The organism is uncultured Rothia sp., from assembly GCF_916049665.1.
Taxonomy (GTDB): Bacteria; Actinomycetota; Actinomycetes; order Actinomycetales; family Micrococcaceae; genus Rothia.
On the sequence record NZ_CAJZIE010000018.1, the window covers coordinates 1 to 20,765 of the forward strand.

A 20,765-nucleotide genomic window follows, 5' to 3' on the forward strand; every position below is an offset into this window, starting at 1 on the left:
AACTCAGCCTCAATAGCAGAAAGTCCCCCGCCGACAGTAGTCAGCGGGGGACTTTCGTTAGGCTTTAGAAGCTTAGTGATCGAAAATCTCGGTCACAGAGCCCTCGTCGAAGACCTCGCGGATAGCGCGAGCGATCAACGGAGCGATGGAGAGAATAGTCAGGTTATCGAACTGCTTCTCTTCCGGCACGGGCAGGGTGTTGGTCACGACGACCTCCACAGCACCGCACTGGGACAGACGCTCAGCAGCCGGATCGGACAGAACCGGGTGGGTTGCCGCAATGATAACTTCCTTCGCGCCCTTGTCCATGAGGACCTTCACAGCGCCAGCAATGGTGCCGCCGGTGTCAATCATGTCGTCAATCAGCACGCAGGTACGACCCTCAATGTCACCCACAACAGTCTTAGAAACAGCCTGGTTGGGGACGTTGATGTCGCGGGTCTTGTGCACGAATGCCAGGGGCGCGCCGTCCAGCAGGTCAGCCCAGTGCTCAGCCACACGGACACGACCGGTATCCGGGGACACAACGGTCACGTTGGACAGGTCGTCCACGCGGTCGCGGATGTGCTTAGCCAGAACCGGAATCGCGAACAGGTGATCCAGCGGACCGTCGAAGAAGCCCTGAATCTGCGAAGTGTGCAGATCCACGCACATCAGACGGTCAGCACCAGCGGTCTTGTACAGGTCCGAAATCAGACGTGCCGAGATAGGCTCGCGACCCTTGTGCTTCTTGTCCTGACGAGCGTAGGGGTAGAAAGGAGACACCACGGTAATGGAACGAGCGGATGCACGCTTGAGCGCATCGATCATAATGATCTGCTCCATGAGCCACTCGTTGATGGGTGCCGGGTGCGACTGAATCACGAAAGCGTCCGCACCGCGCACCGACTCCTCAAAGCGAACGTAGGTCTCGCCGTTGGCGAAGGTGTATGCGGAGGTGGGCAGCAGGTCGTGATCAAGTGCCTGTGCAATCTCCTCGGCAAGCTTGGGGTGTGCTCGACCGGAGACCACTACAAGCTTGCGCTCACCGGGGTTGGTAATCTCGCTACTCATGGTGTTGTTCTTTCCTCGAATTAGGATTCTGCCGGTTCCTGCGCGCCAGCTGCCTTAGCAGCCTCGGCGGGTTCGGTACCAGCACGGTTCTTCAGGACCCAGCCTTCAATGGTCCGCTGGGAAGTCTCAGAGTAGGCGAGGGCGCCCGCAGGAACATCCTTACGGATCAGCGCGCCCGCGCCGGAGTAGGCACCGTCACCAACGGTAACGGGTGCAACGTAAATGCCTGCGGAGCCCATGCGAGCATGAGCACCAATGACGGAACGGTTCTTCACCAGACCGTTGTAGTTCGCGAAAATCGAGCCAGCACCAATGTTCGCGCCCTCACCGATGGTGGCGTCACCAACGTAGGACAGGTGCGGAATCTTTGCGCCATCACCAATCTGCGAGTTCTTAGCCTCGCAGAAGGTGCCAAGCTTAGCGTCCTTGCCCAGGATGGTGCCGGGGCGCAGGTACGCGAAGGGACCAACAGTTGCGCCTTCACCAATGACCGCGCCGTGACCGTGAGCGCGGATGACGGTAGCGTCAGCCTCAACGGTCATGTCGGTCAGGGTGGTGTCCGGGCCAATAGTCGCGCCGGTAGCAACGGTGGTGGAGCCGTGCAGCTGCACGCCGGGCAGCAGGGTCACGTCGTTCTCAATGGTGACGGTAACGTCAATCCAGGTGTTCTGCGGATCAACAATGGTCACACCGTTACGCATGTGCGCCTCAAGGATGCGGTTGTTGAGCATACGACCCAGCTGAGCCAGCTGCACGCGGTCGTTAGCGCCCTCAACTTCCCAGCGGTCCTCAATAGCCAGAGCGGAGGTGCGGTGGCCCTTCGAACGAGCGATGGACAGAACGTCGGTAATGTACTTCTCGCCCTGTGCGTTGTTGGTGGTCACCTCAAGCAGTGCCTCACGCAGGACAGCAGCATCAAAAGCGTAAATACCGGAGTTAATCTCGGTGATTTCGAGCTCTTCGGGGGATGCGTCCTTCGCCTCAACAATGGAGGTGACTTCGCCAGCCTGGTTACGGACAATACGGCCGTACGCGCCGGGCTCATCCACGTGGGTGGTCAGCACGGTGACAGCGTTCTTATCTTCCTCGTGGAAAGCAATCAGTTCACGCAGGGTCTCGGGGCGCAGCAGGGGGACGTCGCCGTAGGTCACCAGAACGGTACCGGAAACGGTTTCCTGAGCATCCAGAGCGTTCAGACCGACCTCAACAGCGCGGCCGGTACCAGGAATCTCATCCTGGTCAACAATGGTTACTTCAGAATCGAAAGCCAAAACGTGCTCAGCAACCTTATCGCGCTGGTGGCGCACCACAACAGCAAGGCGCTCAGGGTTCAGGTCGCGTGCAGCAGCAACAGCGTGCTCAACCATGGAACGACCACCAATGCCGTGCATAACCTTGGGGGTAGCGGACTTCATGCGCGTACCAGCGCCTGCGGCGAGAACAATCACTGCAGAGGGTGCCAGTTCAGTGTTCACTGGGAAGACTCCTTAGACGAGGTTGTAAGAGTGAGGAGTGAGCGCGGACCGCAAACTCTCTATCAACGGTGCCGTTGAGTGCTTACGCTCCGCCACTAGGACTCGAACCTAGACAAACGGCTCCAAAGGCCGCTGTGCTGCCATTACACCATGGCGGATTATCCTTACATTCACGACAAGCCCCCGCTAGCGGGTCCTCATCGTCATTGACCGCCATTTTGGGCACAGAACAGCGCAATGCAGGAAATGCTTTCCTCAGTTTATCAAATATCTGTGCCCAACTTAGCCGCGCGCCCCGCAATCCTCACAGCTTTTCTCAGCACCGCCGAGTACCCCCTCATCAAAGCTTCGGGCGCTACTTGAACCGAAGACTCACCCTGTACCCTAGAAGGCGTGGCACATCTACTTGGCGGCGAATCGCTGCACCTCGAATTCCCTACCCGAACCATCTTTGAAGGCATCACGGTCGGTCTGAACGAAGGCGACCGCATCGGTATTGTCGGCCGTAACGGCGACGGCAAGTCCACCCTCATGAAGATCCTTGCCGGCCGGCTCGAACCGGACTCCGGCCGCGTCACCGTGCGCGGCGGCACCCGCATCGGCTACCTCGACCAGTCCGATGTTCTCGACGACGACCACACGGTCGGCTACGCGATTGTGGGCGACACCCCCGAATATGAGTGGGCGTCGCAGGCACGCATCCGCGACGTTATCTCCGGTCTGGTCTCCGACCTGCCCTGGGACGCGCCGGTTTCCTCTCTTTCTGGTGGTCAGCGCCGACGCGTAGCGCTCGCCTCCCTGCTCGCGCAGGAGTGGGACGTGCTCATGCTCGACGAGCCCACCAACCACCTGGACGTCGAGGCCATTACCTGGCTCGCCAACCATCTGAAGTCCCGCTGGTCTAAGAATGCCGGTGGCCTCATGGTTGTCACCCACGACCGCTGGTTCCTCGACGAAATCTGTACCGACACCTGGGAGGTGCACGACCGCATCGTCGAGCCCTTCGAGGGCGGCTACGCGGCGTACATTCTGCAGCGCGTGGAACGTGACCGTCAGGCAGCCGCGGCGGAGGCGAAGCGTCAGAACCTGATGCGTAAGGAGCTCGCGTGGCTGCGCCGCGGTGCACCCGCGCGTACCTCCAAGCCGAAGTTCCGCATCGACGCCGCCAACGCCCTGATTGCGGACGTTCCGCCCGTGCGTGACACCGTGGAGCTGAAGAAGATGGCGGTCTCCCGCCTCGGCAAGGACGTGGTCGACCTCGAAAATGTCTCCGTCGTCTACGATGATCCCTCCCTACCCGGCGGCAAGCGCCCCGTGCTGAAGAAGGTCACCTGGCGTATTGCCCCCGGCGAGCGCACCGGCATCCTGGGTGTGAACGGCGCGGGTAAGTCGACTCTGCTTTCGCTGGTGACCGGCGATTTGAAGCCGACCGAGGGCCGCGTCAAGCACGGTAAGACCGTGAAGATTGCGACCCTCACCCAGCAGCTTGATGAGCTCAACGAGGTCGCTAACGACCGCGTCTCGGATGTGATTGGCCGCAAGAAGCGTAGCTACATCGCAGACGGCAAGGAGCTGTCCCCCTCGCAGATGCTCGAGCGTCTGGGCTTTACCAGCGCGCAGCTGTCTACCCCGGTCAAGGACCTTTCGGGTGGTCAGAAGCGGCGCCTGCAGCTCATGCTGATTCTGCTGGACGAGCCGAACGTGCTGATTCTCGACGAGCCGTCCAACGACCTGGATACCGATATGCTCGCCGCGATGGAGGATCTGCTAGACACCTGGCCGGGCACCCTGCTGGTGGTCAGCCACGACCGCTACCTCATGGAGCGCGTGACCGATCAGCAGTACGCGGTGATTGACGGTTCGTTCCGTCATCTGCCCGGTGGCGTGGACGAATACCTGGCTCTCTCTGCTGCCGGTGCTGGCGGCTCCGCGGCAGGTTCCGCGCAGGCGCGTTCCACCTCCCCGACGCAGAAGACTTCGGCGCAGGAGGCAGAGGCATCCGCTAAGCCGAAGGTTTCCGGTGCCGAGCAGCGTGCGGCTCAGAAGGAGTCCGGTGCGATTGAGCGCCGCCTGGCGAAGCTCGCTACGGAGCAGGAGAAGCTCTCCGAACAGATGAGCACGCACGACCCCTCCGACTACGCCGGTTTGGCGGCACTCGGCGAGCAGCAGCAGGCTCTCCAGGACGAGATTGACGAGTTAGAAATGCGCTGGCTCGAACTCTCCGAACTGCTGGGCTAACGCCTACGGGGCATAGAAAAATGCCGGTTCTAGATTGAATCTAGAACCGGCATTTCTGTATATATTCGGTTATCCGTTGCAGCGGCTACTAACGGTGAATAGATTCGAAAAGCTTCTCCCAATGCCGAACAACATATTCGGGAGAGAAAGTGCGAGACTTTTCAAGACAGTGGATAGTAGCTAGCGAAAGCGGATGAATGATAGCTCATATATATGTGTCAAATACTAACGATACAGAATCGCACTGACCGCGCTCACAGCGTGGTTGCCCGCATCGCGCAGAGCGGACGCAAGAGCCTCCGCCCGAGCCTGCGAAGAAGTCAGCAGAAGCACCGTCGGGCCGGATCCAGACACCAGGGAGGCGTACACACCCTCACTATCGCGCAGGCTCAGGGTCTGCTCCAGCTGCGGGGCGCACGAAAGCGCTGGAGCCTGCAGGTCGTTACGCAGCAGAGCAGCCAGGGAGGCGAGTGCCGCCTCCGAACCGTCATAAGAGTTCAGAGCATCCAGAAGCTCTTCGGGTTCCACCAGCTCACCGGAGGCAGGGTACTCACCCGAGGCGCGGCCCGCATCCAGCTGCTTGAATACACTGGGGGTGGAGAGGCCAAACTGCGCGGCGACAATCACCAGGTGCAGGGGTTCTTGAGGCGCCGCAACGTTCTGCAGCTCAGTACCGGTTCCCTGTCCCAGGGCGAGGGTCTGCCCGAGGGCGGCACGCACGCTAAAGGGAATATCGGCGCCCAACTGCGCGGCAAGACGTTCGTAATCCGTCTGGGTCAGGAGCGTAGCCGTACGGCCGGTTGCGTGCAGGTAGCGGTCCGTGGCGATGAGAGCCGCCGCCGCATCCGCTGAGCCGCCCGCCATGCCGCCAGCCACGGGCACAGCCTTCGCAATATGCAGGTGCAGCGCCGGAGCGGAATCAATACCGTGCTCAGCAAGAATTAGCTCGGCGGCCCGGTAGACGAGGTTCCGCTCATCCATCGGCACGGCGGCAGGGTCAAACTGCCCCGCCTGCATCTGCTGGTCCACCAGGGAGCCGGGCACAATATCCATGCTCAGGCTCAGCCCGGGCACAGCCCCTTCGGAGACCGTAATGGTTTCCGTCAGAGAGACCGCCGCAAAAAGCGTAGTCAGCGGGTGGTAGCCGTCCGAGCGGACATCCCCCACGGCAAGGTACAGATTGACCTTGCCGGGAGCATCAACCGAAATAGCGGTCTGGGAGGCGGTACTCATCAGCGCATACACCTTTCGCGCGGGAACTCGCGTAAGAACGTCAGTGAAAAATTCAGAGCAGGAAGAAGCTACTCCGCAGCGGGCTCAGCCGGAACAGTCAGCGAAGCCTCCGCAATGCGGATAAAGCCGTGAATATCCAGCTTCTCACCGCGTTCGGTCGGAGCGATACCTGCCGCTGTCAGAATCTGCTCCGCACGCGCGCCTGAGCCCGCCCAGGAGCTCAACGCGGCGCGCAGAGTCTTACGGCGCTGAGCGAATGCCGCATCAATAATCGTGAACACCAGGTCGCGGTCAACAGTAGAGAGAGGCTCCTCGCGCATACGGAAACCCACCAGACCAGAGTTAATCTTCGGCGCAGGCCAGAACACGTTCTTACCGATCACGCCCGCCTTATACACCTCGGCGTACCAATTAGCCTTCACCGAGGGCACACCGTAAATCTTCGAACCCGGGGTCGCCGACAGGCGGTCGGCGACCTCGTCCTGAACCATCACCAGGGCGTGGCGGATGCTCGGGAACTGCGCAAACAGGTGCAGGAGCACCGGAACCGCCACGTTATAGGGCAGGTTCGCCACCAGAGCATCCGGGGTTCGGGGCAGCTCGGTGACCTTCAGAGCGTCCATCAGCACCACGTCAATATCGCCCGCCTTCTCGGGGCGGAACTTCTCAATCGTGTGCGGAAGCTGCTGAGCCAGCGGCGGGTCAATCTCAACCGCCACCATGTCCTTCGCAGCATCCAGAATGCCGAGGGTCAACGAACCCAGGCCCGGGCCGACCTCCAGCACCGTCTCCTCCGGTGAAATCTCTGCCGCGCTGACAATACGACGAATCGTATTGGGGTCAATCACAAAGTTCTGCCCAAGAGTCTTCGTCGGGCGAATACCGAGCATCTCGGCAAGCTCGCGAATCTCAGCGGGGCCGAGCAGGGGCAGATCGTTCACGGTGTTCCTTCGGTAGGTGTAGGTTTCTACACTCCAGGTTACCGTGCCAGACGGAGCTTCACATCTTCAACGGTAGACAGCAAGGCGTTCTTAGCGTTGGCCAAACGTACCTTCGGCGCTAGCAATACACGCAAGCGACCAATAATGTTATTAGCTTGCAGACCCCTATACAGCGTTTCAACGTGGCGAATACCGAGGTCCTCGATGAGGCTAGAGCCTTCCCAATCGCATAGGCCAGGTTGTACGTAGCGCACGTCCACGCCCCACTCTTCGTACAGGGGATAATCATCAGCAACGGTGCCAGGCGTTCCCTTATCAAAATTCTTCAGAAGAAGTTCAGCGCCGGAACGCGAAATTAGGTATAGACCAGTACCGGTCAAGCGGGTCAGACTGTACTTCCTTCCCATACGGTATTTACCGTATACGAACGGAGAGAGCAAAGAGATACGAGGATATTTCACCCGCGGGTTCATCTTACCCGCTTCGAGCGCGAATGCATCACAGAGATTAACCATCTGGACTTGCGGGTACTTAGCAATAATATTCTGCACTACGGGCTCAGCATCTGCGGAGATAATAATGTCGTCCTCAGCAATGAGGGCCCAGTCAGCATCGCTTGCCAGAAAATCACGCCACATATTCAGGTGGCTGAGCATACATCCTCGTTCGGCGTTTTTCGGGTCATGATGCCACCGGGATCGAAAAAATTCGACATCAAATTCTTCATCAGTGACATGGCCGTCAAGGTTATCTACGGCGGAGTAGCGTACAAAATCTTGGGCAGGCGCACCCGCCGAATAGAAAGATTCAAAGCGATTCTTATTGTCCATGCCAAGGACGTATTTCAGAACTTTTGCCATGATGTTCCCTTTTCTGTGGCACACCCATACAGCCCTAGCATGAAACAACATGAGCCCTGCATGAGCTTGCCGAAATATTGACCCGGCAACGCTAAGTACAAGGTGCACCAAGTGCACGCGAATACTAGGGCATATCGCCTAGTCAGTCAGTGAATGATATGTATAAAACACCCTATCACCTAAGCTAAGATAGCCCCAGCAATTGAGGCACAGTCTCCTGTAATGTCTCACACTTTATGCACAATCTCACACGCAAAATCTGAAAACACCCGTCAAAAAATCCCTCCCCACCACACATGTGGCGAAGAGGGACTTTCACAAAGAGGGTTGCTTACTTCGGTTTACCCAGGCGCTGCTTTACCTCATCAAGAGTGGCTTCCAGTGCGATCTTAGCATTTGTAATACGCTTCTTCGGCGCCAAAGCAATACGCACTCGGTCCAGGGGGCCGGTGCCGTGCTGGAGGCTATTCACCTTGTCCAGATGACGCTTGCCGGATTCCAGGATGACGCTACTGCCCTCCCAGCCGCACAGGCCAGGCTGCACAAAACGCACATCCACACCCCACTGCTGGTACAGCCTATAATCATCAGCCACAGTACCCGGAGCTTTATCCTCAAACTGCTTGAGCAGCAGCTCGGCACCCGAACGGGAAATCAGGTACAGGCCAGTGCAAACCAAAGGCCAGGTACCGTACGGCTTACCCATACGGTACTTACCGTGCACAAAAGGAGACAGCAGAGACAGACGAATGTATTCCACCTGCGGGTTCAGCTTGCCGGCATCATTCGCAAAAGAATCGCAGAGGTTCACCACCTGCACCTGCGGGTACTTCGTAATGATTGCGTTCACCACTGCCTCAGCATCTGGAGAAATAAGGATGTCGTCTTCGGCAATCAGAGCCCAATCGGCGTCACTTGCAATAAAGTCGCGCCACATATTCACATGGCTGAGCATGCAACCCTTTTCAGCAGGGCTAGGATCACGATGCCAACGGCTGCGGAAAAGCTCAACATCAAACTCTTCATCCGCGACGTGATTATCGCGGTTATCCACCGCAGAATAACGGACAAAACCCTGTGCCGGCGCGCCCACAGAATAGAACGAATCGAAACGGTTCGCATCATCCAGGCCCAGAACATACTTCAGAATCTTTGCCATGTTTTTCCCTTCAATAGCTCACTCAGAAAACCTCAGCGACAGAAGATTGCGCCGGTTAATAGCGAGCTTTCAGAACATCAGACCGCCTGCACGACAAAAAGTTCATCAATCTTGAAAATCGGTGCGTAAGTGGCAGGGAGTCTGACTATTGAGCATGTGATAAATACGCACACTACAGTGCAACGTAGAAAGAATTCTATCACTGACCATGCACCAATCTCAGGTGTCTGCAGGTTAAGACGCGACATAGCCTACGTCGTACTGATGCACAGCAAAAGCAATCCCCTCCCTACCGTATGTACACGATAGGGAGGGGATAAACGACAGGGCAGAAGACCCACGCTTAGATTTTTATGTGATGACAGTAGCCCAATCCATCTCTGGGTTACCGCCTCTGGGTTATCGTCCCAGACGCTGCTTCACATCATCAATAGTGGCTTCCAGGATATTCTTCACGTTTGCAATACGCTTCTTCGGTGCCAAAGCAATACGCAAACGATCGAGGAGCCCAGCATTTTGCAGGCCGCTATTGAAATTTTCCACGTAACGAACACCAGAAGTTTGAATGAGGCTGGTGCCTTCCCAACCACACAGGCCGGGCTGCACCAAATATACGCCCACTCCCCATTCACGGTAGAGAGCAAAATCGTCAGCGACAACGCCGGGAACCGTCTCACCAAAACACTCTACGAGTCGTTCAGCTCCAGAACGCGACAGCAGGTACAAACCGGTGCCGTACAGAGGCTTCGAACTATACGCACTACCGATGCGGTACTTGCCGTACACAAAGGGTGCGAACAACGAAAGACGGGGGTAATCAACCTGCGGGTTGAGTTTGCCAGCTTCGGCAGCGTAGATATCGCACAGGTTAACCATCTGCACGTGAGGATGTTTGTCGATAATCCTCTCCACTACAGGCTGCAGGTCCGGGGAAATGAGGATATCGTCCTCAGCAATCAGAGCCCAGTCAGCATCCGAAGCAAGGAAGTCCTTCCACATGTGGTAGTGGCTCAACATGCAGCCCTTCTCGGCGGGCCTCGGCTCTTTACCGTAACGGGTCAAGAACATCTTGCTATCGTACTCCGCGTCAGTGACGTGATCATCGCGGTTATCCACCGCAGAATAACGCTGAAAATCTTGAGCGGGTGCCCCCACCGAAAAGAAAGAATCAAATCGGTTAGCATCGTCCATTCCCAGAACGTATTTCAGGATTTTTGCCATGAGTTTCCCTTTACTGTGGCACACCCATACAGTCCTTATCAGAAACGACAGAAGCCATGCATGAGTGCCGAGTGATGACTTGGCAACGACAAACACAAAGCGCGCCGAAAATATGCGCGCGCGATAACAAATTGCTTAGTCAGTGAGCGATGAATTCTATGTATAAAGATACACTATCACTCAAGGGAAGATAGCACCCGGCAATTGGCATACAGCCCCTTGTTATGTCTCGCACGTTACGCGCTACCTCACACACTAGAGCTGAAAACAGCTACACAAAAGCTCCCCTCTGCCATATATGTGACAAAGAGGAGCTTTCTCAAAGAGGCTTACTTACTTCCCCACGCCCAGGCGCGGGTTCATAGTGCCCGCCTTGAACGAGTACGCATCGCACAGGTTCACCAGCTGAACCTGCGGGTACTTGGTGATGATTGCGTCCACTACCGCCTCGGCATCCGGAGAAGTAAGGATGTCATCCTCAGCAATCAGAGCCCAGTCAGCATCCGATGCGACGAAGTCCTCCCACATCTTCACGTGGCTAAGCATGCAGCCACGCTCAGCCGGAGTAGGCGCCCCAGAGTAGCTACCCGCTACAGACTGTACGCGCCTACCACTGGCCGTACACGCGCTCCGAGTTCTCACGAATACGGCGGCAGAGCGCCTCCAGATCCTCACCGCGGTGAGCAGCCATAAAACGCACCGTGTAGTTCGTCATGTAGGACGCATTCGGGCGGCCGCGGAAAGGATGAGGGGTCAAGAACGGCGCATCCGTCTCAGCCAGAATCAGCTCGGGGCGAGCCATCGCCAACGACTCCTGAATACCCTTCGAATTCTTGAAAGTCACCGTGCCTGCAAAGCTCATATACCAGCCGCGCTCATTGCAGATCGCCGCAAGCTCCGGGCCGCCCGAGTAGCAGTGGAACACGGTACGTTCCGGCGCACCCTCTTCATCCAGGATGCGCACGACGTCCTCGTGAGCGTCGCGGTCGTGAATCTGCAGCGCCAGGTTGTGCTTCTTCGCCAGGCGGATGTGCTCGCGGAAGCTGTGGTGCTGCGCCTCCTTGCCTTCCTCGCCGGTGCGGAAATAGTCCAGGCCGGTCTCGCCAATAGCGCGCACACGGTCGGCGGTGGCAAGCTCATCGAGGGTGGCGAGCGCCGCCTCCAGCTGACCGGCTACAGCCAGTTCGGGGGCGGTGTTGGGGTGAATCGCAATGGCGGCGAGGACGCGCTCATCAGCCTGCGCGGCGGCGACCGCGTACAGAGAGGAGGGGATATCGCATCCGACCTGCACGATGGCGGCGATGCCGAGCTTCTCGCCGGCGTCGAGTGCGTCGCGGGCGCTGATTTCTACTTCGCCGTCGAGCAGGTCCATGTGGGTGTGGTTATCCACGATGGGGTACGGTAGCGGTTCGGGGGCGGGCGGGAAGACCAGGTTGCGGCTGCGGCCGTTCTCGCCGGTGGTGGAGCGGCGGCGGGTTCCTTCTCCACCCGCGGCGTCGCTAATGCCGGTGTAGAGTTCCGCCTGATAGGGGGCGGGTACTTCACCGGGCACCGGCTCCCAGCCGTTAGGCAGGGCGGTCGCCTGGAGCGCCGTGGGGGTGGGCAGGGTGTAGTTCGCCAGGGCGGCGAGGGAGTTCAGGTACTCCTGGGTGATTTCAGGACCGGGGTGGCTCTGACACATTGATAAGTCCTCGGGATAAAAACTTGTGGGGGTACTTCTGGGTTATTCGGAGCGAGCAGCCAGCGCCGCCTCGTACAGGTCACGCTTGGAGGTGCCAGTCTCGGCGGCAACCGCGGCGCAGGCGCTCTTGAGGCGCTCGCCGCCAGCCACTCGGTCGAGGACCAGCTGCACGACGTCCTGCGCTTCGGGGGTTTCGGGTGCCTGCGCGCCTTCAACGATAATAACGATTTCACCGCGGACGCGTTCAGACTCAGCCCACTCGGCAAGCTCAGCCAGGGTACCGCGTCGAACCTCTTCGTGGAGCTTGGTTAGCTCACGGCTGACGGTTCCGCGACGCTCCGCGCCAAAGGTCTGCACAAAGTCTGCCAGGGTTGCGGCGGTACGGTGCGGGGACTCGTAGAAAATCATGGTGCGCTCCTCCCCCGCCAGCGACGCGAGGCGGCGGGTGCGTTCGGAGCCCTTACGAGCGAGGAACCCCTCGAAGGTGAATCGTCCGGTGGGTAGGCCCGAGAGCGCGAGCGCGGTCAGTGCGGCGGAGGGGCCGGGCACCACGGTGACGGGCAGGTCGGCTTCCGCGACGGCTGCGGCGGCAACGTAGCCGGGGTCTGAGATGGTGGGCATGCCCGCGTCCGAGAGCAGGAGCACGCGCTGGCCGTCCTGTACCGCCTGCACGATGGTTTCGCTGCGTTCTTCTTCATTGTGGTCGTGGTTGACGATGACGCGACCGCGAGTGCGCACGCCGAGCCCGGAGGCGAGGGTGCGTAGCTTGCGGGTGTCCTCGACGGCGATGAGGTCTGCGGTGGCGAGTTCAGTACGCAGACGGTCGGAGGCGTCGGCGAGGTTGCCGATGGGGGTGCCGCCAAGGATGAGCACACCGCCTTCTGCGGAGGTGACGATGGTATCGGGTGCCTCGACCGTTTCTGCGGGGTCGACGATTTCTTCGGTGTATTCTGCGGGTGCGGTCATGGCAGGCCTCGTGTCTGTGTTTGGTCTTCGTGTACCCACTAAGTGTAACGCCCGTGCTCTGCACGGTGCCGGGGTGGGTTAGCCGGTAGAAGTGCTGGTACGGGTGGGGTTCCGGGTGCGTCATATAAGCCGTTCACGGGCTGAAATGGTGCATCGTGCGTTCTGACCCTTTAGGATTGATGGGGTGAAGATACCTAAGCTACTTTCTCCCGCGTCTGCCGCTCCGGCTGGTTCGGCTGGTTCTGCCCGTTCTTCGTCTGAGCGTGGTCGTTACAGCCTCGATTCGCTGCTGGATGCGCTCGCTGTTGCATATATTCGTGCCCCGCGTTGGGGCTGGCTGGCGCCCGCACTGATTGTGCTGGTTGCCGGTATTTTGCGTTTTTATAATTTGGCGCATCCGAATGCCATTGTTTTTGATGAGACGTACTACGCCAAGGATGCCTACTCGTATGTGCATTACGGCTATGAGTTGAGCTGGTCGAAGGACGCTAATGCTTCCTTTGCGGCGGGTCATCCGTCGGGTCTGTTGACGGATTCGCCGGAGTATGTGGTGCATCCGCCGTTGGGTAAGTGGATGATTGCCGCGGGCATGGCGATTTTTGGTGACAATAATCCCTTTGGTTGGCGTGTTTCTGCTGCGATGATTGGCACCCTGTCGGTGGCGTTGATTGCGTATGCTGGCTGGCTGCTGTTCCGTTCGATGACGGTGGCGACTATTGCGGCGCTGCTGGCTGCGGTGGACGGCCTGATGCTGGTGGAGTCTCGCCTGGCTCTGCTGGATATTTTCCAGATGTTCTGGATTCTGGCGACTTTTGTGTGCCTGGTGCTTGATCGTATTCAGGCGCGGCGTGTGTTGGCGCGCAATATTGCGGAGGCGGCACGCCAGAATAGCGGTGTGCTTCCGCCGATGCCGTGGGGCCCGAGTATGGGTCTGCGCCTGTGGCGTTTTGCTGCCGGTGTGTGCGCCGGTGCCGCGGTGGGTGTGAAGTGGAATTCGCTGTTCTTTATTGCGGCGATGGGTCTGCTGACGGTGTTCTGGGATATTAATGCTCGCCGTATTGTGGGCCTGGATAAGTGGGGTTTGACGGCGCTGGTGCGTGACGGCATCCCCGCGTTCTTCCAGATGATTGGTGTGGGTCTGCTGGTGTACCTGAGCACTTGGGCGGGCTGGTTCCAGTCGTCGAATGCATATTTCCGCCGCTGGGCTGTTGAGAACCCGGGTAAGGGCGTCATGTGGCTTCCTGAGGATTTGCGCTCCTTGTGGGAGTACCATGTCTCGGCGTTTAAGTTCCATTCTGGTTTGAGTAGCCCGCATACGTATTCTTCGCAGGCGTGGCAGTGGCTGGTTTTGGGTCGCCCGACCTCGTACTACTATGAGTCACCGAAGTTGGGTTCTTCGGGTTGTACCGTGAAGTCGTGTTCCGAGGCTATTTTGAATATCGGTAACCCGGCGATTTGGTGGGCGTTTATTCCTGCGATTATTGTGGCGCTTCTGGTTCTGTTGCTGAAGCGGGATTGGCGTTTTGGTGCGCTGCTGGTTGTGTTCGGTGCGGGCTATTTCCCGTGGTTTATGTACCCGACTCGCACGATGTTCTACTTCTACGCGCTGTCCTTTGAGCCGTTCCTGATTCTGCTGTTGGCGGGTGTTTTGGGTCTGGTGCTGTCGGGTGCTCGCGGTTCGGTGTTGCGTGCTCGTTTGGGCGTGACGCTGGTGGCGATTTACCTGGTGGGTGTGCTCGTGTTGAGCGCGTACTTTATGCCGCTGTGGACTGCTCAGGTGATTCCGTATGAGCAGTGGTATTCGCATATGTGGTTTAAGTCCTGGATTTAGGCTCGGAATCTAGCCTCGGGTTTTAGAGCCGGGTTTTAGGCTCGGGTTTAGACGCGAGCGATGCGAGCTTGGGTATAGCGAAGGGGGCTGGGTTCTACCGTGTGGTAGAGCCCAGCCCCCTTTGTTGTGCCCTCTGCGCTCTAACGTGGGGAGCGAGAAGGCTTATGGAATTTAGTTCTCGCCGACTCGTGCGGAGGCGAGTTTGACGCGCAGTTCCTGGCGTTCCTGGCGGCGGCGTTCTGCCTTGAGCTTGCGGTATTTGGTGGGCCAGGTGGTCACGAGCAGGAGGGTAATCTGCGCTGCCACGAGGACCGCTACGGCGATTGCCGCGTCGATCCAGAACTGCGGCGGGTAGAGGCGAATCAGGGAGCTTCGTACGGAGAATTCCCAGTTGCCCTGCGGGAAGAACACCTGGTGGAAGGTGGTAAACAGCCATTCCCAGCCGAAGACGCCCACAACACCGAGTGCCACGATGAGTCCCAGGGTAATCCACGCGCCCGAGAAAAGGCTGCGGCGGATGGTTCCGGGGGCACGCTCACGCAGGGAGATGCTGCTGAAGAGCGTCACGAGGAAAAGCGCCGCAACGGCTACGGTGGCGATGAGTAGCACCCACTTCACGTCGTGCATGTGGTTCACTTCTGCTTCGGTGAAGGCGAGGGTGTTGTCGGCACCGGTGGTAACGCGGGCGAGGTATTCTCGCGGCGCGAAGTTGTTGATGTAGTCCACGCCGTAGGAGCCCAGGCGCATCCTCTCAAGGAGGTAGTAGCCGTAGCTGTCTTCGGGGAATCCGGGGCGGTGGTATTCGAGCCAGAGGAAGGGCGCGGAGGCTACGGCGCGGATTGCGATCATGAGTACGGTCAGCGGTACGGTGAGCGCGATGAGGGTTGCGCGGAGCTTGAGGAGGCGCGGGGTGTCTTCCACGGCGTCTTCGCGTGCCGCGGCGCGTTCAGCGGCCTCGGGTGAGGCTGCCAGGGAGGACAGGGGCGCGTTGGGGTCTGCGACCGCTTGGGTGTGGCCGGTGCGGGTGGTTTCGGTGCGGTACTTGCGTCCGGCGGTGGAGGCGCTTGCCGCCTCCGCGGTGGCGACGGGTTCTGCTTCGGCGGCCTTTTCAGCTTCCGCTGCTGCCGCGGCTTCTGCTTCGGCGGCCTTCTGCATGGTTTCGCGGTTGAGGTCGCTGAGGGTCGGGTTTTTGGGGGTGCTCTTCGAATCACGAACGAGGGGCACGAAGCCGGTGGAGACATTGGTGCGGGTGCGCACGCGGGTGCCGACGCCCTGCTCACGAAGTTTGCTGCGCGCCGGGACGACAGGTACGGAACCGGTGGGCAGGTCCGGCTCTTCGGCGACGGTGGGTACGTCTGCTGCGATGCGTCCGAAGGCGCCGGTGTGCGGTGCCGGTTCGCTGGTGACGGTCTCTGCGCGGCGGCCCTTGAGAAGTTCTTCGGCGCTATTGCGGCGGATGGCCGGGCGCAGTGCGCCCCACATTCCTCGGTGTGTTTCTTTGCTCATTGATCTCGCGTTCTTCTTCGAGTGAATGGTGTTTGAGTGAGTTGCGGGTGTCTGTACTATCTGCCAGTTTCTCATACGCAAAGAACCTTCCGTGTGAATTCACGGAAGGTTCTTTGCATTCGGGTGTTTAAATCTTGGGTTCGAATTCTAGGATTCGGTGGTGTCCGCACCCTGGACGGGTACCTTGTAGACCACTCGCCAACCCTGCGGTGCCGTCAGTCGTGCGGCGTGGTCGTCGCAGAGGTCGTAGGCGTGGGGTTCGCGAAATTCAGAGAGTGCGTCAATGAGTGCCGTGGAATCTGCGTAGGAGTAGTGGAGAGTAACAGTCGCCTCTCGCTGGCAGGTCTGGCGGGAGCACAGTCGTGCGGTCTGCATGTAGATGGTACCTTCCTGGCTTAGCTCGCCTGCTTGCGCAGTCGGCGGCGTTCACGTTCTGACAGCCCGCCCCAGATTCCGAAGCGCTCGTCATTGTCCATTGCATATTGTAGACATTCTTCGCGCACGGGGCATACACCGCATACCCTTTTGGCGTCTCGGGTGGAGCCGCCCTTCTCGGGGAAGAAGGCTTCGGGATCGGTTTGGGCGCAGAGCGCTTCAGCTTGCCAGGCGAGTTCTCCGTCTTCGCCTTCGGTTCCGTAGAGTCCTGCCGCTGCGGTCCATACGTCGGTGCAGGCAGGCATGTTTCGTTCTGCGTCTGCGAGAAAGGCGTCGGTGGCTTTTTCGAGAGATTGAGTGGGATTCATGCTACGGTGCTGAGCGCCTGATGCGCGCGCGGCCGCGATGGAGCGGTCCGATGCAATGTAGGAGCCCATGGGTTTTCCTTCCGTGTTCTCATTGTGAGCTTAATGAGTCTGCGGATCCGTCGTGGACGGAATCTTAGTGTGTATGGTGTGGCATGGTTCGCTTTGGCCTCTACGGTCCCTCCAAGGCAAACACGCTTATATATCTATTAGACGTGCGACACGCCGTTTCGTCAAACTAGACTTAAACAATATTTAGATGTATGTGTTAGGGGCGTCATATTTAATGTAAATTTGACCTTTATATATTTTCGCACGCACCACTTGCCCTCGCTCACACCTAAGGGACACCCAGGTTTTCCCTTCTCCAGGGCTGGTTTCCATCGCCTGCAAATTCCGCATCCTGACTGCAAATATAAGGGTTCATGACGACCATCCCACACGCCCCATCTCGAGTACGGGGAAAGATTCTAATAATTAGATAAGAAAAACTTATCTTTTTCACCATGCGGTTTCTGAATATTTTTTCGAGGCATTGCGAAGCATTTACATTTCCAATTTATATTTATGCCGCATTCCAAAATGAGACATTAGGGCTGTCAAACATTTTGAGCCATTAGATTTTTCAAGGCATCCTTAGGCATTTTTACTTTACCCCTGTATCTTTTACTCCAGCGTCGGCTTCTCCACGCGCCCCACCACACGGTGCGGTAGAGTGAAACCCATGGTTACTCTCTCCCCCACCGGCGCCTCCGTGCCCACAACTTTGAACCGCTTCTTTGAGAAGCTCAGCAGCCAGCAGACCCCCGCCCTCATCTGGTACTCGGCAAATGGCGAGCGCATCGAGCTCTCCGGCAGGGTCCTCATGAATTGGGTTGATAAGAGCGCAAACCTGCTGGTTGAAGAATGCGAGCTGGAGCCCGGCGAAGGTTTTGATCTTCAGGCGCCCCTGCACTGGCGCACTATTGTTCTGGGTTTGGCGGCGCTGCGTGTGGGTGCCCTGCTGAACCAGGATGAGCCGCTGGTTGCTGCGGTCTGCACCGAGCAGGAGGCTGGCTACACGAACGACCCCGCGTACCTTCTGGCGGTTGATCGTGCCCCGCTGGCGCTTTCCTACACCGGTGACCTGCAGGCGCTATCCTCCTATGCCGATGAGGTGCTCGATTATTGCGCGCTGGTGCGTAGCTTTGGCGACCAGTACTCCGGTATGCTTCCGGATGACTCGGCAGAGGTGCTTGAGGGCTTCACCTACGCGGAGGCGTACGAGCAGGCGCTTGCACAGGCACAGATTTATCGCACGGCGGGTTATGCGCTGCCTTCGGGTCAGCGTGCGCTCGCGCTGGAGTTGAGCCCCGATTACGCTTTTGATGCCTCGGAGGCGACCATGAGCGCCCTGTTGGAGGTTCTGGCGATTTTGCTCTCCGGTCATGCGGTGTTTGTGGCTGACCCGAGCGTGGACTGGCAGGATGAGCAGCTGGCGTCCCTAATGGATTCCGAGCGTGCAGCGGAGATTCCCCGTAGCTAGTGAGTCTTCCACAGTTTCTAGATTTTAAAAAAACTTATCCCCCGATACAGCGTGTATCGGGGGATAAGTTTTTGGAACAAGTCTTAGCTGACGGCTGGCGTTAAGCGGGGGCTAGGAGTTCTGCGAACCAGGCTTCGACTGCGCCTCGGATGCAGCCGATTCAGAGGTTGCCTTACGTGCTGCAGGCTCTTCGCCGTCGAGAATGGCGGCGGCCTCGTCGAACATGCGGCCGAGCTCTTCATGGTCGGTGCCTTCGCCCTCTTCGACCTTCTGGCGGTGCGAACCGTACACCCAGAAGCGGTAGAGGAAGTAGCGAAGGATGGTGCCCAGGATGGTACCGATGATCGTACCGGAGATGAAGGACGCCTCGGGGGTGCGCAGGTTCAGCACGTACGTACTGAACGCCACACAGCCGGCTTCAACGAGGATGCCGAGCAGGTTGACCAAGCCGAATTCGATAGCTTCGCGCTTCCAGTTCTCGGAGCGGGAGTCACGGAAAGTCCACAGGCGGTTCATGAGCCAGGAGAAGATGGTCGCAACAATACTTGCAACGACCTTCGCCTTGGTGTGGGACTCCGACATGATGGTCATCATCAGCACCCACACCGTCACAGAGTTGACGATGAAGGCGGCGCCGCCCACGGTACCGAATTTGAGCACCTCAATACCGTAGCTGTCCCAGAGAGATTTCAAGCGTTCGGTAAGGGTCGGTTTCGTCTGTGCGCTCATGCGGGGCCTATCTAGCGAGGTTTTATTCGGGAAAAAGTGCCGATGCTGCGACGGTGAGCGTTGGTTACGTTGTCACTGCGTGATGCTTCAGCCTCTTTTACAAGCTCTTATATGTTAATACAGTCCCGGTGCGTTGTTTGTACCTTTGAGAGTTTTTCCACGGACCTCCCAGCTATCGGGACACCTCCGTTCACCTCGCCCCTGATGATGCCGAAGAGGCAAGCTTGAGGGCTTTACCGCGTATCCGCCGCGTTATATCAATCGCGCAAGAATCTATGCGCTGGATTGTTTCACCTCTCTGGCACCCATTCTGTGACCTTAATGTGGTCTTGCTCCCATAAGCACTCTGAAACCGGTACACTTAGGTGCTGTGACTTACCCTGTGACTGGACCCGTAATTGGCGTCATCGGCGGAGGCCAGCTGGCCCGCATGATGGCACCCGCAGCAACTAACCTTGGCCTCGATCTGCAGATTCTTGCGGAGGCGCCCACCGTCGGCGCCGTGGCGGCGGTACGTACCGCACCCGTCGGGGATTACAAAGATTTGGACACCCTCCGCGAATTTGCTCGCGGCAAGGATGTCATCACTTTCGACCATGAGCACGTTCCCACCGAATTTCTGCGCGCTCTCATGGCAGAGGGCGTAAATGTACAGCCCCGCCCCGAAGCCCTGCAGTACGCTCAGGACAAGCTCCTGATGCGCCAGGCTGTCGAGCGTTTGGGTCTGCCGAACCCGCGCTGGGCTGAGGTTTCTACCCTAGATGAGCTGCTTGCCTTCGGTGATGAGATTGGCTGGCCCGTGGTGCTGAAGACCCCGCGCGGCGGCTACGACGGCAAGGGCGTCCTCGTTCTGGATTCTCCCGCCGAGGCTCGCGAGCGCAGCGCCGAGTGGTTCGAGCAGCTGCCTTCCCGCACTGATTTCTCTGCTCTGCTTGCCGAGGAGAAGGTGCCCTTCACCCGTGAGCTGTCCGCGCTGGTTGCTCGCCGTGAAAGCGGCGAGGTGCGCCCCTGGCCGGTCGTTGAGACCATCCAGGTGAACTCTATCTGCGACGAGGTTATTGCCCCCGCGCAGAATCTGGACCCCGAGATTGCTGAGGCCGCCGCCTCCGCCGCCGTGACTATTGCTTCCGAGCTGGGTGTCACCGGTGTGATGGCTGCCGAGCTTTTCGAGGTGCCCGGCTCCCCCGCAGGCTTCTACATCAACGAGCTGGCGATGCGCCCGCACAACACCGGCCACTGGACTCAGGACGGTTCGGTGACCAGCCAGTTCGAGCAGCACCTGCGTGCGGTACTTGACCTGCCGCTGGGTGACACCTCCGTGCTGGAGGGCGTTGCCGTGATGAAGAACTACCTGGGCGGCGAGAACGAAGACATTTTCGGCGTCTACCCGCTGGCGCTTTCGGCTGAGCCGCGCGCGAAGATTCACTTCTACGGCAAGGAAACCCGTCCGGGCCGCAAGATTGGTCACGTGAACATTACCGGCACGGTGGCTGAGCTTGACGAGTTGCGCCACAGCGCCGCGAATGCCGCCTCCATTTTGCGTGACGGCCGCCCCCTGTAGCCCCTGTTTTAGCCGGTGCGTGGGGTGAGAGCATCCTGCGTATCCG

General features: G+C 58.7%; 18 protein-coding genes and 1 tRNA gene. 4 read left to right on the forward strand and 15 right to left on the reverse strand.

Going from position 1 to position 20,765, the window contains the following annotated elements:
• Positions 1-72 precede the first annotated feature (72 nt).
• The 3 genes from QZ540_RS02940 to QZ540_RS02950 form a co-directional block, all read right to left on the reverse strand.
• Entirely contained in the window at positions 73-1,053 is a 981-nt protein-coding gene (locus QZ540_RS02940) for a ribose-phosphate diphosphokinase (RefSeq protein ID WP_049346763.1), read from the reverse strand.
• A gap of 20 nt (positions 1,054-1,073) precedes the next feature.
• Positions 1,074-2,528, reverse strand: coding sequence for a bifunctional UDP-N-acetylglucosamine diphosphorylase/glucosamine-1-phosphate N-acetyltransferase GlmU (gene glmU, locus QZ540_RS02945; protein WP_294627601.1), 1,455 nt, complete (start codon positions 2,526-2,528; stop codon positions 1,074-1,076).
• An 87-nt stretch (positions 2,529-2,615) separates the two neighbouring features.
• Positions 2,616-2,686: transfer RNA gene (locus tag QZ540_RS02950), tRNA-Gln, on the reverse strand.
• A gap of 235 nt (positions 2,687-2,921) precedes the next feature.
• Here QZ540_RS02950 and QZ540_RS02955 point away from each other — a divergent pair.
• Positions 2,922-4,766, forward strand: a complete 1,845-nt coding sequence (locus QZ540_RS02955; protein WP_294627603.1) for an ABC-F family ATP-binding cassette domain-containing protein — start codon at positions 2,922-2,924, stop codon at positions 4,764-4,766.
• Positions 4,767-4,991: 225 nt separating this feature from the next.
• Here QZ540_RS02955 and QZ540_RS02960 read toward each other — a convergent pair whose 3' ends face one another.
• The 8 genes from QZ540_RS02960 to rsmI all read right to left on the reverse strand — a co-directional run bounded on the left by QZ540_RS02960 (position 4,992) and on the right by rsmI (position 12,827).
• Positions 4,992-5,999 carry a 4-diphosphocytidyl-2C-methyl-D-erythritol kinase gene (locus QZ540_RS02960; protein ID WP_294627605.1) on the reverse strand — a complete coding sequence of 336 codons (1,008 nt, stop codon included), beginning with the start codon at positions 5,997-5,999 and terminating at the stop codon, positions 4,992-4,994.
• Between the two features lie 68 nt (positions 6,000-6,067).
• Positions 6,068-6,940, reverse strand: coding sequence for a 16S rRNA (adenine(1518)-N(6)/adenine(1519)-N(6))-dimethyltransferase RsmA (rsmA, locus tag QZ540_RS02965; protein ID WP_294627607.1), 873 nt, complete (start codon positions 6,938-6,940; stop codon positions 6,068-6,070).
• Positions 6,941-6,978: 38 nt separating this feature from the next.
• The gene (locus QZ540_RS02970; RefSeq protein ID WP_294627609.1) at positions 6,979-7,800 is read right to left on the reverse strand and encodes a glycosyltransferase family 25 protein; all 822 of its coding nucleotides are present in this window, start codon (positions 7,798-7,800) and stop codon (positions 6,979-6,981) included.
• Positions 7,801-8,131: 331 nt separating this feature from the next.
• On the reverse strand, positions 8,132-8,959 hold the full coding sequence (locus QZ540_RS02975; RefSeq protein ID WP_294627611.1) for a glycosyltransferase family 25 protein: 828 nt from the start codon (positions 8,957-8,959) through the stop codon (positions 8,132-8,134).
• 399 nt (positions 8,960-9,358) lie between these two features.
• Positions 9,359-10,180, reverse strand: a complete 822-nt coding sequence (locus QZ540_RS02980; RefSeq protein WP_294627613.1) for a glycosyltransferase family 25 protein — start codon at positions 10,178-10,180, stop codon at positions 9,359-9,361.
• Between the two features lie 333 nt (positions 10,181-10,513).
• Entirely contained in the window at positions 10,514-10,855 is a 342-nt protein-coding gene (locus QZ540_RS02985; RefSeq protein ID WP_363279939.1) for a glycosyltransferase family 25 protein, read from the reverse strand.
• Positions 10,788-11,861 carry a TatD family hydrolase gene (locus tag QZ540_RS02990; protein ID WP_294627617.1) on the reverse strand — a complete coding sequence of 358 codons (1,074 nt, stop codon included), beginning with the start codon at positions 11,859-11,861 and terminating at the stop codon, positions 10,788-10,790. The genes QZ540_RS02985 and QZ540_RS02990 overlap by 68 nt, the downstream gene beginning before the upstream one ends.
• A 42-nt stretch (positions 11,862-11,903) precedes the next feature.
• Positions 11,904-12,827, reverse strand: a complete 924-nt coding sequence (gene rsmI, locus QZ540_RS02995) for a 16S rRNA (cytidine(1402)-2'-O)-methyltransferase (RefSeq protein ID WP_294627619.1) — start codon at positions 12,825-12,827, stop codon at positions 11,904-11,906.
• A 184-nt stretch (positions 12,828-13,011) separates the two neighbouring features.
• Here rsmI and QZ540_RS03000 point away from each other — a divergent pair, with 184 nt between their 5' ends.
• Positions 13,012-14,658 carry a dolichyl-phosphate-mannose--protein mannosyltransferase gene (locus tag QZ540_RS03000; protein WP_294627621.1) on the forward strand — a complete coding sequence of 549 codons (1,647 nt, stop codon included), beginning with the start codon at positions 13,012-13,014 and terminating at the stop codon, positions 14,656-14,658.
• 171 nt (positions 14,659-14,829) lie between these two features.
• Here QZ540_RS03000 and QZ540_RS03005 read toward each other — a convergent pair whose 3' ends face one another.
• The 3 genes from QZ540_RS03005 to QZ540_RS03015 form a co-directional block, all read right to left on the reverse strand.
• Positions 14,830-16,164, reverse strand: a complete 1,335-nt coding sequence (locus tag QZ540_RS03005; protein ID WP_294627623.1) for a DUF1461 domain-containing protein — start codon at positions 16,162-16,164, stop codon at positions 14,830-14,832.
• A 147-nt stretch (positions 16,165-16,311) separates the two neighbouring features.
• Positions 16,312-16,539: a DUF3499 family protein gene (locus tag QZ540_RS03010; protein WP_049355007.1), complete on the reverse strand. Its 228-nt coding sequence runs from the start codon at positions 16,537-16,539 to the stop codon at positions 16,312-16,314.
• A 20-nt stretch (positions 16,540-16,559) separates the two neighbouring features.
• Complete coding sequence (locus QZ540_RS03015) at positions 16,560-16,976, reverse strand: WhiB family transcriptional regulator (protein WP_005506882.1); 417 nt, start codon at positions 16,974-16,976, stop codon at positions 16,560-16,562.
• Between the two features lie 652 nt (positions 16,977-17,628).
• Here QZ540_RS03015 and QZ540_RS03020 point away from each other — a divergent pair.
• Complete coding sequence (locus QZ540_RS03020; RefSeq protein ID WP_294627626.1) at positions 17,629-18,429, forward strand: TIGR03089 family protein; 801 nt, start codon at positions 17,629-17,631, stop codon at positions 18,427-18,429.
• Positions 18,430-18,540: 111 nt separating this feature from the next.
• On the opposite strand, the gene QZ540_RS03025 is transcribed toward QZ540_RS03020, so the two are convergent.
• Complete coding sequence (locus QZ540_RS03025) at positions 18,541-19,158, reverse strand: GtrA family protein (RefSeq protein WP_294627628.1); 618 nt, start codon at positions 19,156-19,158, stop codon at positions 18,541-18,543.
• Positions 19,159-19,528: 370 nt separating this feature from the next.
• On the opposite strand from QZ540_RS03025, the gene QZ540_RS03030 reads away from it, so the two are divergent.
• Positions 19,529-20,719 carry a 5-(carboxyamino)imidazole ribonucleotide synthase gene (locus QZ540_RS03030; RefSeq protein WP_294627630.1) on the forward strand — a complete coding sequence of 397 codons (1,191 nt, stop codon included), beginning with the start codon at positions 19,529-19,531 and terminating at the stop codon, positions 20,717-20,719.
• Positions 20,720-20,765 lie beyond the last annotated feature (46 nt).

Coding starts and splice junctions, on each gene's coding strand:
- QZ540_RS02940 (WP_049346763.1), bottom strand. CDS start 1,053: ATGAGTAGCGAGATTACCAACCCCGGTGAGCGCAAGCTTGTAGTGGTC.
- QZ540_RS02960 (WP_294627605.1), bottom strand. CDS start 5,999: ATGAGTACCGCCTCCCAGACCGCTATTTCGGTTGATGCTCCCGGCAAG.
- QZ540_RS02970 (WP_294627609.1), bottom strand. CDS start 7,800: ATGGCAAAAGTTCTGAAATACGTCCTTGGCATGGACAATAAGAATCGC.
- QZ540_RS02975 (WP_294627611.1), bottom strand. CDS start 8,959: ATGGCAAAGATTCTGAAGTATGTTCTGGGCCTGGATGATGCGAACCGT.
- QZ540_RS02980 (WP_294627613.1), bottom strand. CDS start 10,180: ATGGCAAAAATCCTGAAATACGTTCTGGGAATGGACGATGCTAACCGA.
- QZ540_RS02990 (WP_294627617.1), bottom strand. CDS start 11,861: ATGTGTCAGAGCCACCCCGGTCCTGAAATCACCCAGGAGTACCTGAAC.
- rsmI (WP_294627619.1), bottom strand. CDS start 12,827: ATGACCGCACCCGCAGAATACACCGAAGAAATCGTCGACCCCGCAGAA.
- QZ540_RS03005 (WP_294627623.1), bottom strand. CDS start 16,164: ATGAGCAAAGAAACACACCGAGGAATGTGGGGCGCACTGCGCCCGGCC.
- QZ540_RS03010 (WP_049355007.1), bottom strand. CDS start 16,539: ATGCAGACCGCACGACTGTGCTCCCGCCAGACCTGCCAGCGAGAGGCG.
- QZ540_RS03015 (WP_005506882.1), bottom strand. CDS start 16,976: ATGGGCTCCTACATTGCATCGGACCGCTCCATCGCGGCCGCGCGCGCA.
- QZ540_RS03020 (WP_294627626.1), top strand. CDS start 17,629: ATGGTTACTCTCTCCCCCACCGGCGCCTCCGTGCCCACAACTTTGAAC.
- QZ540_RS03025 (WP_294627628.1), bottom strand. CDS start 19,158: ATGAGCGCACAGACGAAACCGACCCTTACCGAACGCTTGAAATCTCTC.